The sequence below is a fragment of the Streptomyces sp. LE64 genome (assembly GCF_052606915.1).
The window spans coordinates 5,621,185-5,635,862 of sequence record NZ_CP199708.1 but is presented as its reverse complement, the minus strand read 5'-3'; the positions used below and the strand labels follow the sequence as shown (position 1 = coordinate 5,635,862).

At 73.3% G+C, this 14,678-nt stretch carries 13 protein-coding genes and 1 pseudogene; 1 reads left to right on the top strand and 13 read right to left on the bottom strand.

The features are described from left to right. Positions 1–178: 178 nt before the first annotated feature. The 6 genes and pseudogenes from ACSMX9_RS25160 to ACSMX9_RS25135 form a co-directional block, all read right to left on the bottom strand. Positions 179–1,012 carry a hypothetical protein gene (locus tag ACSMX9_RS25160; RefSeq protein WP_445397218.1) on the bottom strand — a complete coding sequence of 278 codons (834 nt, stop codon included), beginning with the start codon at positions 1,010–1,012 and terminating at the stop codon, positions 179–181. After that, positions 1,005–1,583, bottom strand: coding sequence for a sigma-70 family RNA polymerase sigma factor (locus tag ACSMX9_RS25155; protein ID WP_351239357.1), 579 nt, complete (start codon positions 1,581–1,583; stop codon positions 1,005–1,007). The genes ACSMX9_RS25160 and ACSMX9_RS25155 overlap by 8 nt, the downstream gene beginning before the upstream one ends. After that, a complete protein-coding gene (locus tag ACSMX9_RS25150) occupies positions 1,580–1,723 on the bottom strand; it encodes a hypothetical protein (RefSeq protein WP_351239359.1) in 144 nt (47 codons plus the stop codon). The genes ACSMX9_RS25155 and ACSMX9_RS25150 overlap by 4 nt, the downstream gene beginning before the upstream one ends. 356 nt (positions 1,724–2,079) lie before the next feature. Beyond that, positions 2,080–2,366 (bottom strand): annotated as a pseudogene (locus ACSMX9_RS25145) (ATP-binding cassette domain-containing protein); the annotation flags it as partial. 272 nt (positions 2,367–2,638) lie between these two features. Continuing rightward, complete coding sequence (locus ACSMX9_RS25140; protein WP_445397216.1) at positions 2,639–3,640, bottom strand: ABC transporter substrate-binding protein; 1,002 nt, start codon at positions 3,638–3,640, stop codon at positions 2,639–2,641. Between the two features lie 249 nt (positions 3,641–3,889). Continuing rightward, a complete protein-coding gene (locus ACSMX9_RS25135; protein ID WP_445397214.1) occupies positions 3,890–4,510 on the bottom strand; it encodes a TetR/AcrR family transcriptional regulator in 621 nt (206 codons plus the stop codon). 170 nt (positions 4,511–4,680) lie between these two features. Between ACSMX9_RS25135 and ACSMX9_RS25130 the strand changes: the two genes are divergently transcribed. After that, positions 4,681–7,869, top strand: coding sequence for a cytochrome P450 (locus tag ACSMX9_RS25130; RefSeq protein WP_445397212.1), 3,189 nt, complete (start codon positions 4,681–4,683; stop codon positions 7,867–7,869). Between the two features lie 46 nt (positions 7,870–7,915). On the opposite strand, the gene ACSMX9_RS25125 is transcribed toward ACSMX9_RS25130, so the two are convergent. The 7 genes from ACSMX9_RS25125 to ACSMX9_RS25095 all read right to left on the bottom strand — a co-directional run bounded on the left by ACSMX9_RS25125 (position 7,916) and on the right by ACSMX9_RS25095 (position 14,668). Further along, positions 7,916–8,926, bottom strand: a complete 1,011-nt coding sequence (locus ACSMX9_RS25125; protein WP_445397210.1) for an ABC transporter substrate-binding protein — start codon at positions 8,924–8,926, stop codon at positions 7,916–7,918. 17 nt (positions 8,927–8,943) lie between these two features. Further along, on the bottom strand, positions 8,944–9,717 hold the full coding sequence (locus tag ACSMX9_RS25120) for an ABC transporter ATP-binding protein (protein WP_445397208.1): 774 nt from the start codon (positions 9,715–9,717) through the stop codon (positions 8,944–8,946). Between the two features lies 1 nt (position 9,718). Continuing rightward, positions 9,719–10,738 (bottom strand): FecCD family ABC transporter permease, encoded by a 1,020-nt coding sequence (locus ACSMX9_RS25115; protein ID WP_445403093.1) that lies wholly within the window; start codon positions 10,736–10,738, stop codon positions 9,719–9,721. A 349-nt stretch (positions 10,739–11,087) separates the two neighbouring features. Continuing rightward, a complete protein-coding gene (locus ACSMX9_RS25110) occupies positions 11,088–12,146 on the bottom strand; it encodes a pyridoxal-phosphate dependent enzyme (protein ID WP_445397206.1) in 1,059 nt (352 codons plus the stop codon). Then, a complete protein-coding gene (locus ACSMX9_RS25105) occupies positions 12,067–13,113 on the bottom strand; it encodes a GHMP family kinase ATP-binding protein (RefSeq protein WP_445397204.1) in 1,047 nt (348 codons plus the stop codon). The genes ACSMX9_RS25110 and ACSMX9_RS25105 overlap by 80 nt, the downstream gene beginning before the upstream one ends. Next, entirely contained in the window at positions 13,110–13,934 is an 825-nt protein-coding gene (locus ACSMX9_RS25100) for a Rossmann-like domain-containing protein (protein WP_445397202.1), read from the bottom strand. The genes ACSMX9_RS25105 and ACSMX9_RS25100 overlap by 4 nt, the downstream gene beginning before the upstream one ends. Then, positions 13,931–14,668 (bottom strand): methyltransferase, encoded by a 738-nt coding sequence (locus tag ACSMX9_RS25095; protein WP_445397200.1) that lies wholly within the window; start codon positions 14,666–14,668, stop codon positions 13,931–13,933. The genes ACSMX9_RS25100 and ACSMX9_RS25095 overlap by 4 nt, the downstream gene beginning before the upstream one ends. Between the last annotated feature and the right edge of the window lie 10 nt (positions 14,669–14,678).

Sequence of the window (14,678 nt, the reverse complement as noted above, 5' to 3'; positions counted from 1 at the left end):
GGGCGAGGACTTCTCGTCCGTCCGTGTCGAGTTGACCCGCCCACGCTGCCACGCCCGCCGGCCCGGTACCAGTGGCACGACGGCGACCGGGTGATCCATCGACCGACGGACACCCGTACGGCCTCGCTGCCGGAACCCGCGCACGGCGGCCCGGAGCCGCTCGGTCCGGAAGCCCGGCTCAGCGCCCCCCTCCACCGCGGTGGGCCGTGGCCACACCGCCGTGGGCGCGACGCCGCCGCGCGGGGAGGTCGGATTCCCCGCGCCCACCCCCCTGGACGACGGGTTCGCTGGTCAGATGGCGTATGCGGTCGGTGAATCCCGGTTCCGGAAGCGGAAGTTCGACGTCCTCGTCGACCCACGCCACAGCGGCGGACACGTAATCCAGGACCGCGTCGACCACGGCCGGCACCCGCCAATCGGCGCTCACCCGTAGCGCGTTCAACACCCGTAGCGTGGTGTCGAGGCTGGCGTCGGCGGCATCGAAGTGTCTGAGGTCGTCCGGCAGTTCGGCCGAGATGCGTCGTACAGGAATCGGCTCCGAAGCCCGTAGCGGGCGCTGCTGCTGGACGTACCACCAACTGGCGGGGGCCTCCTCCCCCAGCGCCAGGTGGTGGAGGTACAGACAGGAGACGGCAGTCGGCTCCCCGGCCCCCGCGGCGTACTGCCACCAGAACCGTGCGGCCTCCTCCCCGCCCTCGCCCTCCGCCAACTGGAGGAGGCAGCCGAGCAGCAGCGCCCCGTCCGGTTCGGGCATCGCCCGGGCGAGGAAGTGGCGCAGCCGACCGAGTGCGGCATGGGTGACGACCGTCTCGCAGAGGGTGGTCAGTCGGAGCGCGGCGGCCCGCCGGGCGTCACCCCGCGCGGCCCTGCCCTCCCCCGGCGGGCGCGCCTCGGGCAGGGCGGCCGACCTGGCGGCGATGCGGACCTCCGCCGCGGCGATGTCCGCGGTGGTGCAGGGACCGTCGTCGACGAGGCGGGCACGGGAGAGCCGGTCCAGCAGGTCGTCACGCACCGGAGCGTCCCTCCATGGTGGAGCGGTCGGGCCCGAGGATCTCCCGCAGCCTGCGCCGGGCGTGCCGGTCGCTGGAGCGGACGGCGGCCTGGGAGATGCCGAGTTCGTAGGCGATGCGCTCCACCGGCAGGTCGAGGAGGTAGCGCAGCACGGTCACGTCCTGCTGCCGTTCCGGGAGTTGACGGATGGCCCTCATCAAGGTGAGGGACTCCTCCAGTTGGGCGATCGGATCGACCGTGGCGCGCAGGGCGACGGTCTCGAAGGCGGCCTCGTCGAGGGGTTGGAGGCGCGGACGGGCCCGCCGGTAGTGGTCGGCGACCTGGTTGCGCAGCACGGCCCAGGCGTACCGGTCGGGGCTGTCGCTGCTCAGGACCTGCACCCACTTGGTCAGCAAGCGTTCGAAGGCGGCGTCGACGGCCTCTTCGGCGTCCGCGTGGTTGCGTAAGAAGGCCCGGGCGTAGCGGAGGTAGGCCGGGCGGTGCATCTGGTGGAACGCCGAGAAGTCGATCGGCGGGGCCGGAGGCATCGACGTGACGCGCTGGGGCGTGGGGGCGCCGTGGTTCTGGATCACCGGCCCTCCCGCGCGGAGCGGGGCGGGGCCGGCGGGGTGCCGGGGCCGCTCCCGGGGGTGCGGGTCGGTCCGGTGGCCGCCCGGGTGACCGGCCCGGGGGCGGTCGCCCCGGTGGACTTCGCGGCACGTGTCGTGGTCATGAATGGTTCGGTTCCCCTCGCCGGTCGCCCGGCGGCCGGCCCCGCTTCGCGCCCGGGGGACCGCCGAGAGTGCGTCGCACTGCGCACGTCACCCTTCAGGACTGATCTGAACGGCATTGTGTGCAAAGGCAATTCGACTTTGCCATGGGGATCTTCCAAGTTTTGCTCATTACTGACCACCGGAGTCCCTTTGCCCAGCAACTTCGATCTTCGCGACCGGGCCCGCAGCACCGCCCCGACCAGCCGATCGGCGGACCGCTCCGACCACGGACGTCCGTTTGCACCGCGTTCGCCACCCCCGCCCCGGAAGGATGGTGACTTAGGTCACACTGCATCGGGGTGGCAGGCTACCGGTCGACGGTCTTGCCGGTGCGTTCGTTGAGGCCGGCCAGCAGGTACATGACCTCGACCTGGTGGGCGACGTCGAGGTAGGTGGTGGGCTCGTCCAGCAGCAGCGTCGCCGTGTCCTGGGCCAGGGCGAGGGCGATCCACACGCGCTGGCGCTGGCCGCCGGAGAGTTCCTCGACGGGGCAGTCGATCAGTTCGGCGGTCCCGGTGGCGGCCAGGGCCTCGGCGACGACCGTCTCGTCGGCCGCGGTGCGGCGTTGGCCGAACCGGTGGTGCGGTGCCAACCGCGCCAGACCCGGGACATCGCCCGGGACCTCGGCATCCTGCCGGCAGTCCGTCGATCGCCCCGGAGAGCATGTAGTCGGCGAGCCCGCTGCGCAGGCCGAGCGGACGGCGGGGGCGCGGGCCGCACAGGCCCCGCCCCCGCCGTCGGTGTCTTCACGTCACGCCACGTCCGGCTCCCGGCGCAGGGCGCGGCGACCGCGGGGACCGTACGCGCTGACGGCGCCCGGGCCCGGGAGGCGGGTCGGACCCGTACCGTCCCGGGCCGCAGGGAGCGGGCGGCGCCTACTTGGTGAGCGCGGTCTCCAACTCGCCGAGGATCTTGGTGGCGCCGGTGTAGCCGATCGCCTGGATCCACAGCTCGTCCTTGACGGCGTGGGCATCGCCCTTCTTCACCGCGTCCATGTTCTTCCACAGCGGGCTGGCGAGCACCTGGGTGGCCTTGGCCTTCTTCGGGTCGCCGATGGTGGAGTGGAAGATGACGTCCGTGTCGGCCATGTCGATCTTCTCGGGGCTGACGTTCAGCATGAAGCCCTCCTCCGCCTTGTCCGTCACGGCCGGACGGCCGAGGCCGACGTCCTTGAAGATCGTGCCGAGGTAGTTCTCCTTGCCGTAGATGCGGATGTCCGCACCTTCGACGAAGCGGACCATGTTGACCTCGATGGCGGCGGCCTTGTCCTTGCCGCCCAGCGCCTCGGTGACCTCCGCGGTGCGCGCCTGGTAGGCGGCGATCGCCCGCTGCCCCTCGGCCTTCTTGCCCACCGCATCGGCGTGGACGAGGAAGTTCTCCTTCCAGGGCAGGCCGGTGGTCTCGGTCATGACGGTGGGCGCGATGGCCTTCAGCTCGTCGTACCGGTCGCCGTGGCGGAGCTTGCTGGTGAGGATCAGGTCGGGCTTGAGGGCGGCGACGGCCTCCAGGTTCGGCGTGGTCATCTCCCCCACCAGCTTGGTGTCCTTGACCTGCTCCGCGGGGACGTGCCCGGGGAATCCGGACACGGAGTCGGTGCGGGTGGCGCCGACCGGCTTGACGCCGAGGGTGATGAGCGAGTCCAGCTCGGCGGTGTCGAGGGCGACGATCCGCTGCGGCTGCGCCTTGACCTCGACGTCACCCATGACCGTCTTGATCGTGCGCAGGTCGGTGCCGGCCGTGGACTTCCCGTCGCTCTTCTTGGCCTCGCCGTCGGCGTCCGAGTCGGACGAGCCGCAGGCCGTCAGGGCGAGGGAACCCGCGAGGGCGGAGGCGAGGGCGATGGCCGCGCGGCGGCGGACTGCGGTCTTGGCGGTCATGGTCTCTGCTTTCCGGTGCAGGGCACGGCGGCACATCCACCCGGTTAGGTTTGGTTAGGCTTGGCTAAGTTTAGATCCTCCTTTACTCCACCTTGACCGGACCCCCCGCGCGCGGCACCGCCGGACCCGGGAGGGGAATCCAGTCACCACCCAACCCGCCCTGCCCGCAAGGGCGTTCGACTCCACCGGGCCGCGCAGGACCCGAGTGATTATTTTCGGCCACCCCTCTTCGGGGGCCGGCAGCCGACGTCAGCCGGCCGGGGCCGGCCGGGCGTCGGCCAGCGCCAGGGTGGCCCGGACCACCTGGTCCAGGATTCGACGGGTCTGCGGACTCGGCTCCGTTTCGCCGCGCAGCAGGTACCCCATGCAGACCCCGTCCAAGCCGGTGACCAGGAAGTCGGCGAGTTCCTCCGCGGGAACCGCGTAGCCGCGGCCGGTGCGGCTGCCCGTTTCGGTCAGCGCGTCCGTCGCGATCCGGGTCATGTACCGGTAGTGGCGCTCCACCACGTCCCGCAGTTCGGGGGTGCGCAAGGAGAAGGCCACCAGTTCGAACCAGACGAGGTGCAGTTCGGGACGGTCGCCCAGGTCCGCCCAGAACGCGTCGGCGGTGGCCCGCAACGCCTCCTCCAGGCCGTTCGCCGCGGCCACCCCCCGCTGCGCCCCGTCGATCAGTTCCGCGGAGAGCGACTCCAGCACCGCCCGGTACAGGTCCGCCTTGGTGCCGAAGGTGTAGTGCACGGTCGCCTGGGCGACCCCGAGTTCCGCTGCGATCGCCCGGGTGGAGCCGGCGGCGACCCCTTCGCGGGCCATGAGTTCGATGGCCGCGGCAATGAGCTGGGGTCGACGCTCGGCGGCGGTTACGTGAGCCATACAAGCCACTATAGCGACATAGTCATCCGTCCCCGTCAGGCGACTTTGTCAGCCGACAAAGTCATGCGTAGGCTGACGGTCAGGAGCGGCCCGGGCGGCACCCCGCCCAGCCGCCGTGGACCTCGTGCGCCGCGGGCGTCCACGCAGCGAAGACCACGAGGGGACGGTCCATGAACCCGACAGCAGTCCACCGCACCACGGGCACCGCCTCCGTTCCCGAGCGGCCCCGGATCCCCGTCTTCGGGCACGCCCTGCGCATCCCGACCGACGCCTTCACCCGGTGGTCCATGCGGGAGGCACGGGAACTCGGCCCGATCTTCAACGTCCGGGCCTTCGGAGAGGACACCCTGATGGTCTCGGGCGGCGACCTGGTCGCCGAGGTCTGCGACGAGAGCCGGTTCCGCAAGACCCCCGCCCCCTTGGAGCCGGTGCGGGACTTCGCCGGTGACGGCCTGTTCACCGCCTACGGCGACGAACCCAACTGGCGCAAGGCGCACCACATCCTGCTGCCCGCGTTCGCCTTCGACGCCCTGCGCTCCTACCACCCCACCATGGTCCGGGTGGCCCGACGGCTGCTCGCCGCGTGGGACGCGCAGGAGGGACGCCCCGTCGACGTCGCCGAGGACATGACCCGGCTCACCCTCGACACCATCGGACTCTGCGGCTTCACCTACGACTTCGGCTGCTTCGAGCGCTCCGAGCCGCACCCGTTCATCACCGCGATGGTCCGGGCGCTGGACCACGCGCAGAGGAAGACCGCGTTCGTCCCGGGACTCGACCTGCTGTACGCGGCGGCCGAGAAGCGCCAGCAGGCCAACGTCCTGACCATGAACCGCCTCGCGGACGACATCGTGCGCCGCCGCCGGGCCGAGGGCGCCCCCGGGGACGGCCCCGACGACCTGCTGTCGCTGATGCTGCACTCCGTCGACAAGGACACCGGCGAGGCGCTGGACGACACCAACATCCGGTACCAGCTGATCACCTTCCTGATCGCCGGCCACGAAACCACCAGCGGCGCCCTCTCCTTCGCGCTCTACTACCTGCTCAAGAACCCGGCCGTGCTCGCCGCCGCCCAGGCCGAGACGGACGCCCTCTGGGGCGACGCCGCCGACCCGGACCCGTCCTACGCGGACGTGGGACGACTGCGCTACGTGCGCCAGGTGCTCAACGAGAGCCTGCGCCTGTGGCCGACCGCCCCCGCCTTCGCCGTGGAGGCCCTGGCGGACACCGTCATCGGCGGCCGGTACCCGGTCCGCAAGGGCCAGGTCGTCACCGTGGTGACACCCATGCTGCACCGCGATCCCGGCTGGGGCGACAACCCCGAACTCTTCGATCCGACCCGGTTCGACCCCGAGGCCCTGGACGCCCGCCCCGGACACCTCTACAAGCCCTTCGGCAACGGCGAACGCTCCTGCATCGGGCGCCAGTTCGCCCTGCACGAGGCGACCCTGGTGCTCGGGCTGCTCCTGCACCGCTACCGCCTGCTGGACCGGAGCGACTACCGGCTGAAGATCAAGGAAACCCTGACCATCAAGCCGGACGGCTTCACCCTCGTCCCGGTACGGCGCACCAGCGCCGGACGCGCCGCCGTCGCGCCGGCGCCCGAACGGGCCGCGACCGGAGCCCCGGCGCACCGGGACCCCGTCCCGAGCGGGCTGCGCGCCCCCGGCACCACCCTCACCGTCCTGTACGGCTCCAACCTCGGCACCTCGCGCGCGATCGCCGCCGAACTCGCCGACGCGGGCGCCCGCCACGGCTTCGCCACCGTCCTCGCCCCGCTGGACGACGCGGTGGACTCCCTGGACCCGGCCCACCCGGTCCTGGTCGTCGCCTCGTCCTACAACGGCCGCCCCACCGACGACGCCGGCCGGTTCCTCGCCCGGTTGGAGGAGGGCGGCGCCCCGGCGGGGCTGCGGTACGCGGTGCTCGGCATCGGCGACCGCAACTGGTCCGCCACCTACCAGCGCATCCCCACCCTGATCCACGACGGCCTCGCCGCCGCCGGTGGCGCCCCGCTGCTGGAACGGGTCGCCGTCGACGTCTCCGGCGACGCCCGGGCGTCGATCGACGCGTGGAGCGCCCGGGCGTGGACGGTGCTCCTGGAGCGGTACGGGGTGCCGGTCGAGGAGGCGCCCGGGGGCGCTGCCCCCGGCGCCCGGTACACCGTGGCGGAGGGCGACCCGGCCGCGGTCGAACCGCCGGCCACCGACGGCCTGCTCCCGTTCGTCGTCACCGAGAACGCCGAACTCGTCGACACCGCGCACGAACTGGGCCGCTCCAAGCGGTTCCTCCGGCTGGGCCCGCCCGGCGGCACGGAGTACCGCACCGGCGACCACCTGCTCGTCCGACCGGCCAACCCCACCGCCCTCGTCGACCGCGCCGTCACGCTCCTCGACCTCGACCCGGGCCGGGTGGTGGTGCTGCGCGCCACCGGCGGGGGTCGGCCCGCGCTGCCGGTGGACCGTCCGATGACGGTGCGCACCCTGCTCACCCACTTCGTGGAACTCGGCCGGACCGCCACCGCACGCCAGATCGGCGCACTGGCCGGCCACACCCCCTGCCCCCCGGAACGGGCCGCCCTGGAAGCCCTCGCCACCGCACCCGGCGGCGACTCGGTGGTGGACCTGTTGGCCCGGCACTCCTCCTGCCGGCCCCCGCTCGCCGAACTCCTCGACGTCCTGACGCCGATGAACCCGCGCTACTACTCGGTGTCCTCCTCCCCCGCCGCGGCCCCCCGCACGGTCGACCTCATGGTGGCCGCGCACCCGGTACCGCACCGCGACGGCACCGGCACCTTCCTCGGCACCGGCGCGGCGTTCCTGGCCACGCGGCAAGCCGGGGACACCGTGTACGCCCGGCTCGCCCCGTGCCGGGAGGCGTTCCGCCTCCCGACGGACCCCGCGGTGCCGGTGGTGCTGGTCTCCGCGGGCACCGGGCTGGCCCCCTTCCGGGCCGCCGTCGCCGACCGGGTCGCCACGGCGGGGACCGCCCGGGCCGCGATGCTGTGCTACTTCGGCTGCGACCACCCGGACGTCGACTACCTGCACCGGGCGGAGTTGGAGGCGGCCGAGGCCGCCGGCGCGGTCGGGCTGCGCCCCGCCTTCTCCCGCGCCCCGCGCGGGGGCGCACGGTTCGTCCAGGACCGCCTGCTCGCCGAAGGCGTCGAAGTGTGGGGGCTGCTGGCGGCCGGGGCGCACGTCCGGGTCTGCGGCGACGGCCGTGCCATGGCCCCGGCGGTGCGGGAAGCCCTGCGCACCCTGCACCGCCGGCACGCCGGTTCCACGGCCGAGGGGGCCGAGGCGTGGCTGTCCGCGCTGATGGCCGAGGAGCGTTACGTGGAGGACGTCTGGGCGGGTTGAGCCCCGGCGGGCCGGTCCCGTGCCGGTGGGCACGGGACCGGCCGCGTCAGCGCTTCAGGGTGCGGAGGTAGTCGGCGAACTTCTCCAGGCCGTCCACGTTCCGCGGGCCGCTGATGCCCTCGTTGTAGTTCAGGACGAAGAACCGGTCGTTCTTCACCGCGGGCAGCTTGCTGGTGCGGGGCGACTCCTTCAGGAAGTCGATCTTCTTCTGGGCCGGCTGGTCGCCGTAGTCGAGGATGATGACGACCTCGGGTGCCGCCTCGGCGACCGACTCCCAACTGACCTGGGTCCAGCGGGCGTCCAGCCCGTCGAAGACGTTCCGGCCGCCGGCGGTCTCGATGATGTCGTTGGGCGGCACCTGGTTGCCGGCGGTGAACGGCTGGTCGGTGCCCGAGTCGTAGAGGAAGACCCGCGGGCGGTCCCCCGCCGGCACCCGGCGGGCCACCGCGGCGACCCGCTCCTTGAGCCCGTCGACGACCTTCTCGGCCCGTTCCTCCACCCGGAAGATCGCGCCGAGCCGTTCGAGGTCGGTGTAGAGCGCCTCGAAGGGGGCGGTCCGCTGCGGGAAGCGGGGGTAGTTGTAGCAGCTCTCGGTGTGCATGAAGCTCTGGATGCCGAGCTTGTCGAGGATGTCGGGGGTGATGCCCCGTTGGTCGCTGAAGCCGGAGTTCCAGCCGGCGACCACGAGGTCGGCCCGGTGGGAGACGATCAGTTCCTTGTTGAGCAGGTCGTCGCTGAGCATCTTGACCTTGGCGTACTCCGACGCCCAGGGCGACTGGCTGACGGGCGGGTTCGCCGGCGGCAGGACGTAGCCGAGGACGTGGTCGGTCAGGCCGAGGCTGAAGAGCTTGTCGGCGCTGCCTCCCTCGTAGGCGACGGCGCGCCGGGGGACGCTGTACGACACCGGCTCGCCGCAGCGCTTGACGGTGACTTCGGCGCTCGCCGCGTCGTCGGTGTCGACCTCGGCGCCGCAGGCGCTCAGCAGGGCGACGGCCGTCAGCACGGCCCCGAGGGCGAGGAACCGGCGGGGTGCGGAAGGGGCGGATGCCGTGGGCATGGGTGCGTTCTCTCTGTTCATGGGGCGGGGGTGAGCGAGTACAGGAGTTGCGGGCCACCGGTCAGCGGGTGGCGGACGACGCTGGCCCGTACGCCGAAGACCTCGTGGACGAGGTCGGCGGTGAGGACCTCCTCCGGGGTGCCCGAGGCGACCAGCCGGCCGTGGGAGAGCACCCCGAGCCGGTCGCAGGCCGCCGCGGCGAGGTTGAGGTCGTGGAGGACGACCAGCACGGTGATCCCCGCGGTGCGCAGCCGGGACAGCAGCGCGATCTGGTGCCGGACGTCGAGGTGGTTGGTGGGTTCGTCCAGGACCAGGACCGCGGGTTCCTGGACCAGGGCGCGGGCCATCAGCACGCGTTGGCGTTCGCCCCCGGACAGGCTCAGCACCCCGCGGTGGGCGAGGTGGGCGACGTCCAGCCGGTCCATGGCCGCCTGGACCAAGGCCCGTTCGCGGGCGTCCGGAGCCCGGTTGCCCGGGAGGTGCGGGGCGCGGCCCAGGGCGACCACCTCCGCCACGGTGAAGTCGAGGTCGACGGTGCCGTCCTGGGTGAGGGCGGCCAGGGCCCGGGCGCTGCGGCGCAGGCTCAGGGTGGCCAGGTCGGTCCCGTCGATGCGCACCACGCCGCTGGTCGGCTTCAGCGCCCGGTACACGCAGCGCAGCGCGGTGGACTTGCCGCTGCCGTTGGGGCCCACGAGACCGACCACCTGGCCCGTGCCGACGTGCAGGGACAGGGCGTCGACCAGTCGGGAGCCGTCCACGGCGACGGTGAGGTCCTCCAGGGTCAGTTCCATCTCAGCGGCCTCCGAAGACGTAGCTCCTGCGCTGCATCAGCGCGATGAAGACGGGGACGCCGACCAGGGCGGTGATGGCCCCGAGCGGCAGTTCGCGCGGGGCCACCGCGGTGCGGGCGACGAGGTCGGTCCAGACCATGAAGACGGCCCCGGCCAGCGGGGCGACGGCGAGCACCCGGGCATGGCCCGCCCCCACCACCAGGCGCACCAGATGGGGCATGACGAGTCCGACGAAGCTGATGGCGCCGCTGGCGGCCACCATCACCCCGGTGACCAGGGACGCGAGCACGAGGAGCAGCCGTCTGTGGTGGTCGGGGCCCACGCCCAGGCTGGCCGCGGTCTCGTCGCCGAGCGCCATGACGTCCATCGTCCGGCTCCGCCGGTGCAGCAGGGCGGTGCCGAGCAGCACGGCGCCCGCGACCACCGGGAGCGATTCCCAGTTCGCCGCGCCGAAGCTGCCCATGCTCCAGTACAGGATGGTGCTGGTGGCCTCGCTGTTGGGCGCCAGGTAGACGATCACGCTCATCACGGCCTGGCAGCCGAAGGACACGGTGACGCCGATGAGCACCAGCCGGAGCGGGGAGAGCGAACCGGAGCGCGTGGAGACCAGGTACACCAGCGCGGACGCGATCAGGGCGCCCGCGAAGGCGCCCACGGACATGGCGTGGACGCCGAGCACCGCCAGCGAGCCGGTGACCGTGACGGCGACGGCTCCCACCGAGGCTCCCGAGGAGATGCCGAGGACGAACGGGTCGGCCAGGGCGTTGCGCACCATCGCCTGGACGGCGACGCCGATCGCGCTGAGTCCCGCCCCCACCAGCGCGGCGAGCAGGACCCGTGGGGTGCGGATCTCCCAGACGATGTGGTAGGCCGTGAGGTCCCCGGCGGGCAGGGTGCCGCCGGTGAGCGCCGCCCACAGGAAGCGGGCGGTGTCGCCGGGGGCGACGGCGGCCGGCCCGAGGCCGATGGCCAGCAGCATCGAGACCAGGAGCAGGGCCGTGAGCGCCGCGCACACGGCCAGGACCGCTCCGCGCCGGTGGAGGGGTGCCTCCCGGGCGGGCGGTGCGGGCTTCGGGGAGCCGGTCCCGGGGCGGATGGTGGCGGTGGAGGTGGAGGTCATGGCCGGGCCCGCCCGGTGCGGGCGGGCGCCGTCGACGAGGCGGCACGAGGGTGCATGCGAGGGGTTCCTGACGGTGCGGCGGAGTGGTGGGGGCGGGCGCGCACGGCCCGCGGGCCGGGGAGCGGGGGCCGTGCGGTGCGCACCGGCCCCGCGGCTCTCCGGGGTCGCGCCCGGGGAGGGGCCCGGCCCGCCGGAGCGGCGGCCGGGGCACCCCCACCGAACGTTATTGACAATGATTTCCATTCTTATATCACGGAGCGGCCCCGGCGCGGGAGGCCCCCTCGCCCACCCGGCCGTCGAACCCGGAGCCACCGGGCCCCACCGGTCTTCGATTCCACCGCATCCGGGACCAGGGGAGGACGAGTTCCTTTGGCCCTGCGACCTCGCGCGGGGCGAGGTCCGCCACCGGGACCGCCTCCTCGTGCCGGGCGAACACCGAGTCGACGTACCGGTGACCGGTGTCGGCGGCGACGAAGACCACCATCCGGTCCGGTGCGCGGTCCCGCTCCCAACGGGCGGCGAGGTAGGCCGCTCCGGTGGAGAGTCCGGCGAAGACTGCGCGGGAGCGCAGCAGGTCGACGCTGCCCGCGAGCGCCGCCTCGAAGGCGAGCCAGTGGATGGTGTCGTAGAGGCCGTGGTCGACGTTGGCGAAGGGGATGGAGCTGCCGATCCCGGCGATGATGATCTCCGGATCGCGGACGTGGGCACTGCCGAAGGTGACGCTGCCGAAGGGTTGGACGCCCACGAGGCGCAGGTCCGGGGCGCGTTCCCGCAGTGCGCGGGCGAGCCCGCCGGTGGAGGCGCCCGAGCCGATCCCGCCGACCAGGGTCAGCCGCTCGGTGCCGAGCTCCCGACGGATCCGGTCCGCGACGGTGCGGTAGCCGAGGTAGTGGACGTCGTCGTGGTACTGCCGCATCCAGTGGTACTCGGGGTGCTCGGCCAGCAGTGCGCGGACCCGGGCCACCCGGCGGTTCTGGTCGAGCTTCAGGTCGTCGCTCGGCTCCATCTGCTCCAGGTGGGCGCCGAGGACGGCGAGTTGGGTGCGCAGGGCGTGGTCCACGGTGCTCGACCCGATGATGTGGCAGCGCATGCCGTAGCGGTGGCAGGCCAGGGCCAGCGCATGGGCGTAGATGCCGCTGGAGCTGTCCAGCAGGGTGTCCCCGGGGCGCACCACCCCGGTGTCCAGCAGATGCCGTACCGCCGCCAGGGCGGAGACGACCTTCATCGATTCAAAGCGCAGGCAGACGAAGCCGTCGTCCAGCCGTATCAGGTCCGGTCGGGCCATCGCCTCTGCCGGGTGTCGGTCCATGCGGGAACTCCTCGCCCGTGGGGAACGTCGTGAAGGTTCGGGTGACGGGGATGCCGTCGTGGTGCAGGGCGCGCGCGCAGTCACGCAGTCGGGCGTCGAGCCCGGGGGCGGTCGGGTCGAAGAGGAGACCCGCCACGCTGCCGCTGTGCGCGATCTGCACACCGGTGGCCCCGGTCCGCTCCGCGATCCGCACCAGCCGGTCGAACTCCACCCGCGGGAGGACCCGTTGCGACAGGCGGGCACTCTCGGTCGCGATGTGCCCGAGGAGTTCGACGTCCGCGTCGCCCACCGCCCGGCGCAGCAGCCGGCGCAGCCGCTCGTAACCGGCGAGGTCGTCCGGGCCGGAAGGCCGGGAGGGCAGCGACAGGGTGTCCACCGGGCGCCCTCCGTCGAGTGCGCAGCCCACCACCACGGCGGGCGGCAGCGCCTCGCCGAAGGTTTCGAGGACCCGGCCCTCCCGTTGGGCGAACAGCCGTGGCCGGTCGTCGAGCATCAGCGGATCGGTCGCCTTCTCGGCCGCCACCGCGAGGCTGGCGACGGCCTCCGGCGCGAGCCGGCGTCCGTACGCGTCGGCGACCGCGCGCACCGCGGCGACCACGTCGCTGCTGGACGATCCCATCCCGAGGCCCAGCGGGACCGTTCCGCCGAGCCGCAACACGCCGCCGGGGGGCGGGGCGTGGGGCCCGGCCCGGTGGCACTCCGCCAGGGCGAGGGTCGCCGCCCGTAGGGCCTTGGTGCGGTCGGCCGGCGTCACCGTGAGGGGGCCGGGCGTCCCGTGCGGGTCGGGGGTGAACTCCGCGCGGGTGCCCGGTCCCGCCATCGGCAGGGTGACCAGGCCGGCGCAGGCGCGCCCCCGTTCGTCGAGGAACACCCCCTGGAGGATCTCCCCGTGGTGGCAGGAGGCGCGGCCCCGGCCGACGGCGGCACGGCCGGGGGGACGGGCCCGGGGGACGGACCGTCGGGTCATGAGGTGCGGTCCGCTCGGTAGCGGTAGAGCGTGGTCGGTCCGGCACTGAACTGGGAGAAGGGAAACGGTTCTGCGGACAGGGCGCTCACCCCGACCCCCAGGAAGGCCCGTGCCACCGCGCTGCCCGACTGGGCGTAGACGGTGAGCGGGATGCCACGGGCACGGCACCGGGCCAGCAGGGTGTCGAAGGTGCCGTTGCCGAGGGTCATGCCGGTGGCCACCACGGCCTCCGCGACGTCGAGGACCTCCTCCATGTCGTCGGTCACCGCGTCGCCCCACTGGGTGGTCCGCAGGTTGAAGTCGCACGGCAGGGGAACGCCCCCACGCTCCCGGATCGCCGCCACCAACGGGTTGACCACGCCGATCAGTCCGACCCGGGCGCCCCGGGGGACGTCCAGCAGGCCGGCCACGGCCGCGTCCCGCGCCCGGGCCCGGACCTCCGGGGTGCCGGCGGGCAGGGTCACCGGTTCGGCGCCGGGGTCACCCTCGTACGGTCGGGCGTCCGCGAGCACCACGTCCAGCGCGGCGATCCGCAGCGGGCGCGGAGCCTCCCGCAGGAGCACGTCCAGGGGGGCGCCCGAGGCGTCCTTGCAGACGGCCGCGTCGATCTCGCCGGGCTCGAAGGCACAGGCTCCGAACGCCCCGCGCAGTCTGACCAGGACGTACTGGTTGAGGTAGGTGGTGTCCCCGCCGGCGAGCCGGGTGCCGTGGTGGAGCCAGAACACGCTGGTGGCCACGGACCCGGCGGGATCGACGCCGTGGGCGCCGTCGAGCACGGAGGCCATCAGCCCGTCGACGGTGGCGGGGTGCGGGGCGGTCATGCCCGACCTCCTCGGGTCAGCCGGAACAGGAGGGTCACGACGCCGTCGCCCCAGTCGTGGTGGTGGGCGATCTCCGGCACGAGGCGCCGGTCCCACGCATGTCGGACGATGGCCGGCAGGTCGGCGGTGTTGGAGACGACGACGAACGCCTCCCCCCGCTCGGCCAGCAGGTCCCGTTCGTCGAGCTGGGCGAAGAACCGCTCCAGCAGGGGCGCCCCCACGCAGACGTTGCGGATGACGTCGGGATCGGTGCTGACCCGTTCGCGGACCGCGGGCGGGTTGAAGGTGACGACGTCCAGGCGGACGCCGTCGGGGAGGGCGTCGAACACGTCGCTGACGAGGGGGTGGAGGGGAGGCGCGGCGTCCTGACCCACGATCCTGCGGTAGTGGTCGGCGGTGGCGGCGACGCTGCCGGGGTGGACGTCCAGCGCGTAGACCTCGCGGGCGCCGCGCACTCCGGCGGCGACGGCCTCGACCCCCAACCCGACGCCCATGGCCGCGTAGACCCGCCCGCGGACCTCGATCCGGCCGTCCAGCACCCGCTCGTGGATCAGGCGGCTGGTCCAGCCGGGGAGGAAGACCCCGGGCGGCGCCTCGAAGGACCAGCCGTTCCAGGCGTGGTGGCGGGTGGTGTGCAGATCGGCCTTCGGTTGGTTGAGCGCGATGACCCGGGCGGCGGGCAGGGGCGGCGGTAGTTGGGCGAGCAGGGCGGAACCGGTCGCTGTGGTGTCCACGGAACTCCTC

Excerpts from the sequence above, each read along its gene's own strand:
- ACSMX9_RS25110 (WP_445397206.1), bottom strand. The coding sequence starts at position 12,146 with ATGGACCGACACCCGGCAGAGGCGATGGCCCGACCGGACCTGATACGG.
- ACSMX9_RS25120 (WP_445397208.1), bottom strand. The coding sequence starts at position 9,717 with ATGGAACTGACCCTGGAGGACCTCACCGTCGCCGTGGACGGCTCCCGA.
- ACSMX9_RS25130 (WP_445397212.1), top strand. The coding sequence starts at position 4,681 with ATGAACCCGACAGCAGTCCACCGCACCACGGGCACCGCCTCCGTTCCC.
- ACSMX9_RS25125 (WP_445397210.1), bottom strand. The coding sequence starts at position 8,926 with ATGCCCACGGCATCCGCCCCTTCCGCACCCCGCCGGTTCCTCGCCCTC.
- ACSMX9_RS25150 (WP_351239359.1), bottom strand. The coding sequence starts at position 1,723 with ATGACCACGACACGTGCCGCGAAGTCCACCGGGGCGACCGCCCCCGGG.
- ACSMX9_RS25140 (WP_445397216.1), bottom strand. The coding sequence starts at position 3,640 with ATGACCGCCAAGACCGCAGTCCGCCGCCGCGCGGCCATCGCCCTCGCC.
- ACSMX9_RS25100 (WP_445397202.1), bottom strand. The coding sequence starts at position 13,934 with ATGACCGCCCCGCACCCCGCCACCGTCGACGGGCTGATGGCCTCCGTG.
- ACSMX9_RS25105 (WP_445397204.1), bottom strand. The coding sequence starts at position 13,113 with ATGACCCGACGGTCCGTCCCCCGGGCCCGTCCCCCCGGCCGTGCCGCC.
- ACSMX9_RS25135 (WP_445397214.1), bottom strand. The coding sequence starts at position 4,510 with ATGGCTCACGTAACCGCCGCCGAGCGTCGACCCCAGCTCATTGCCGCG.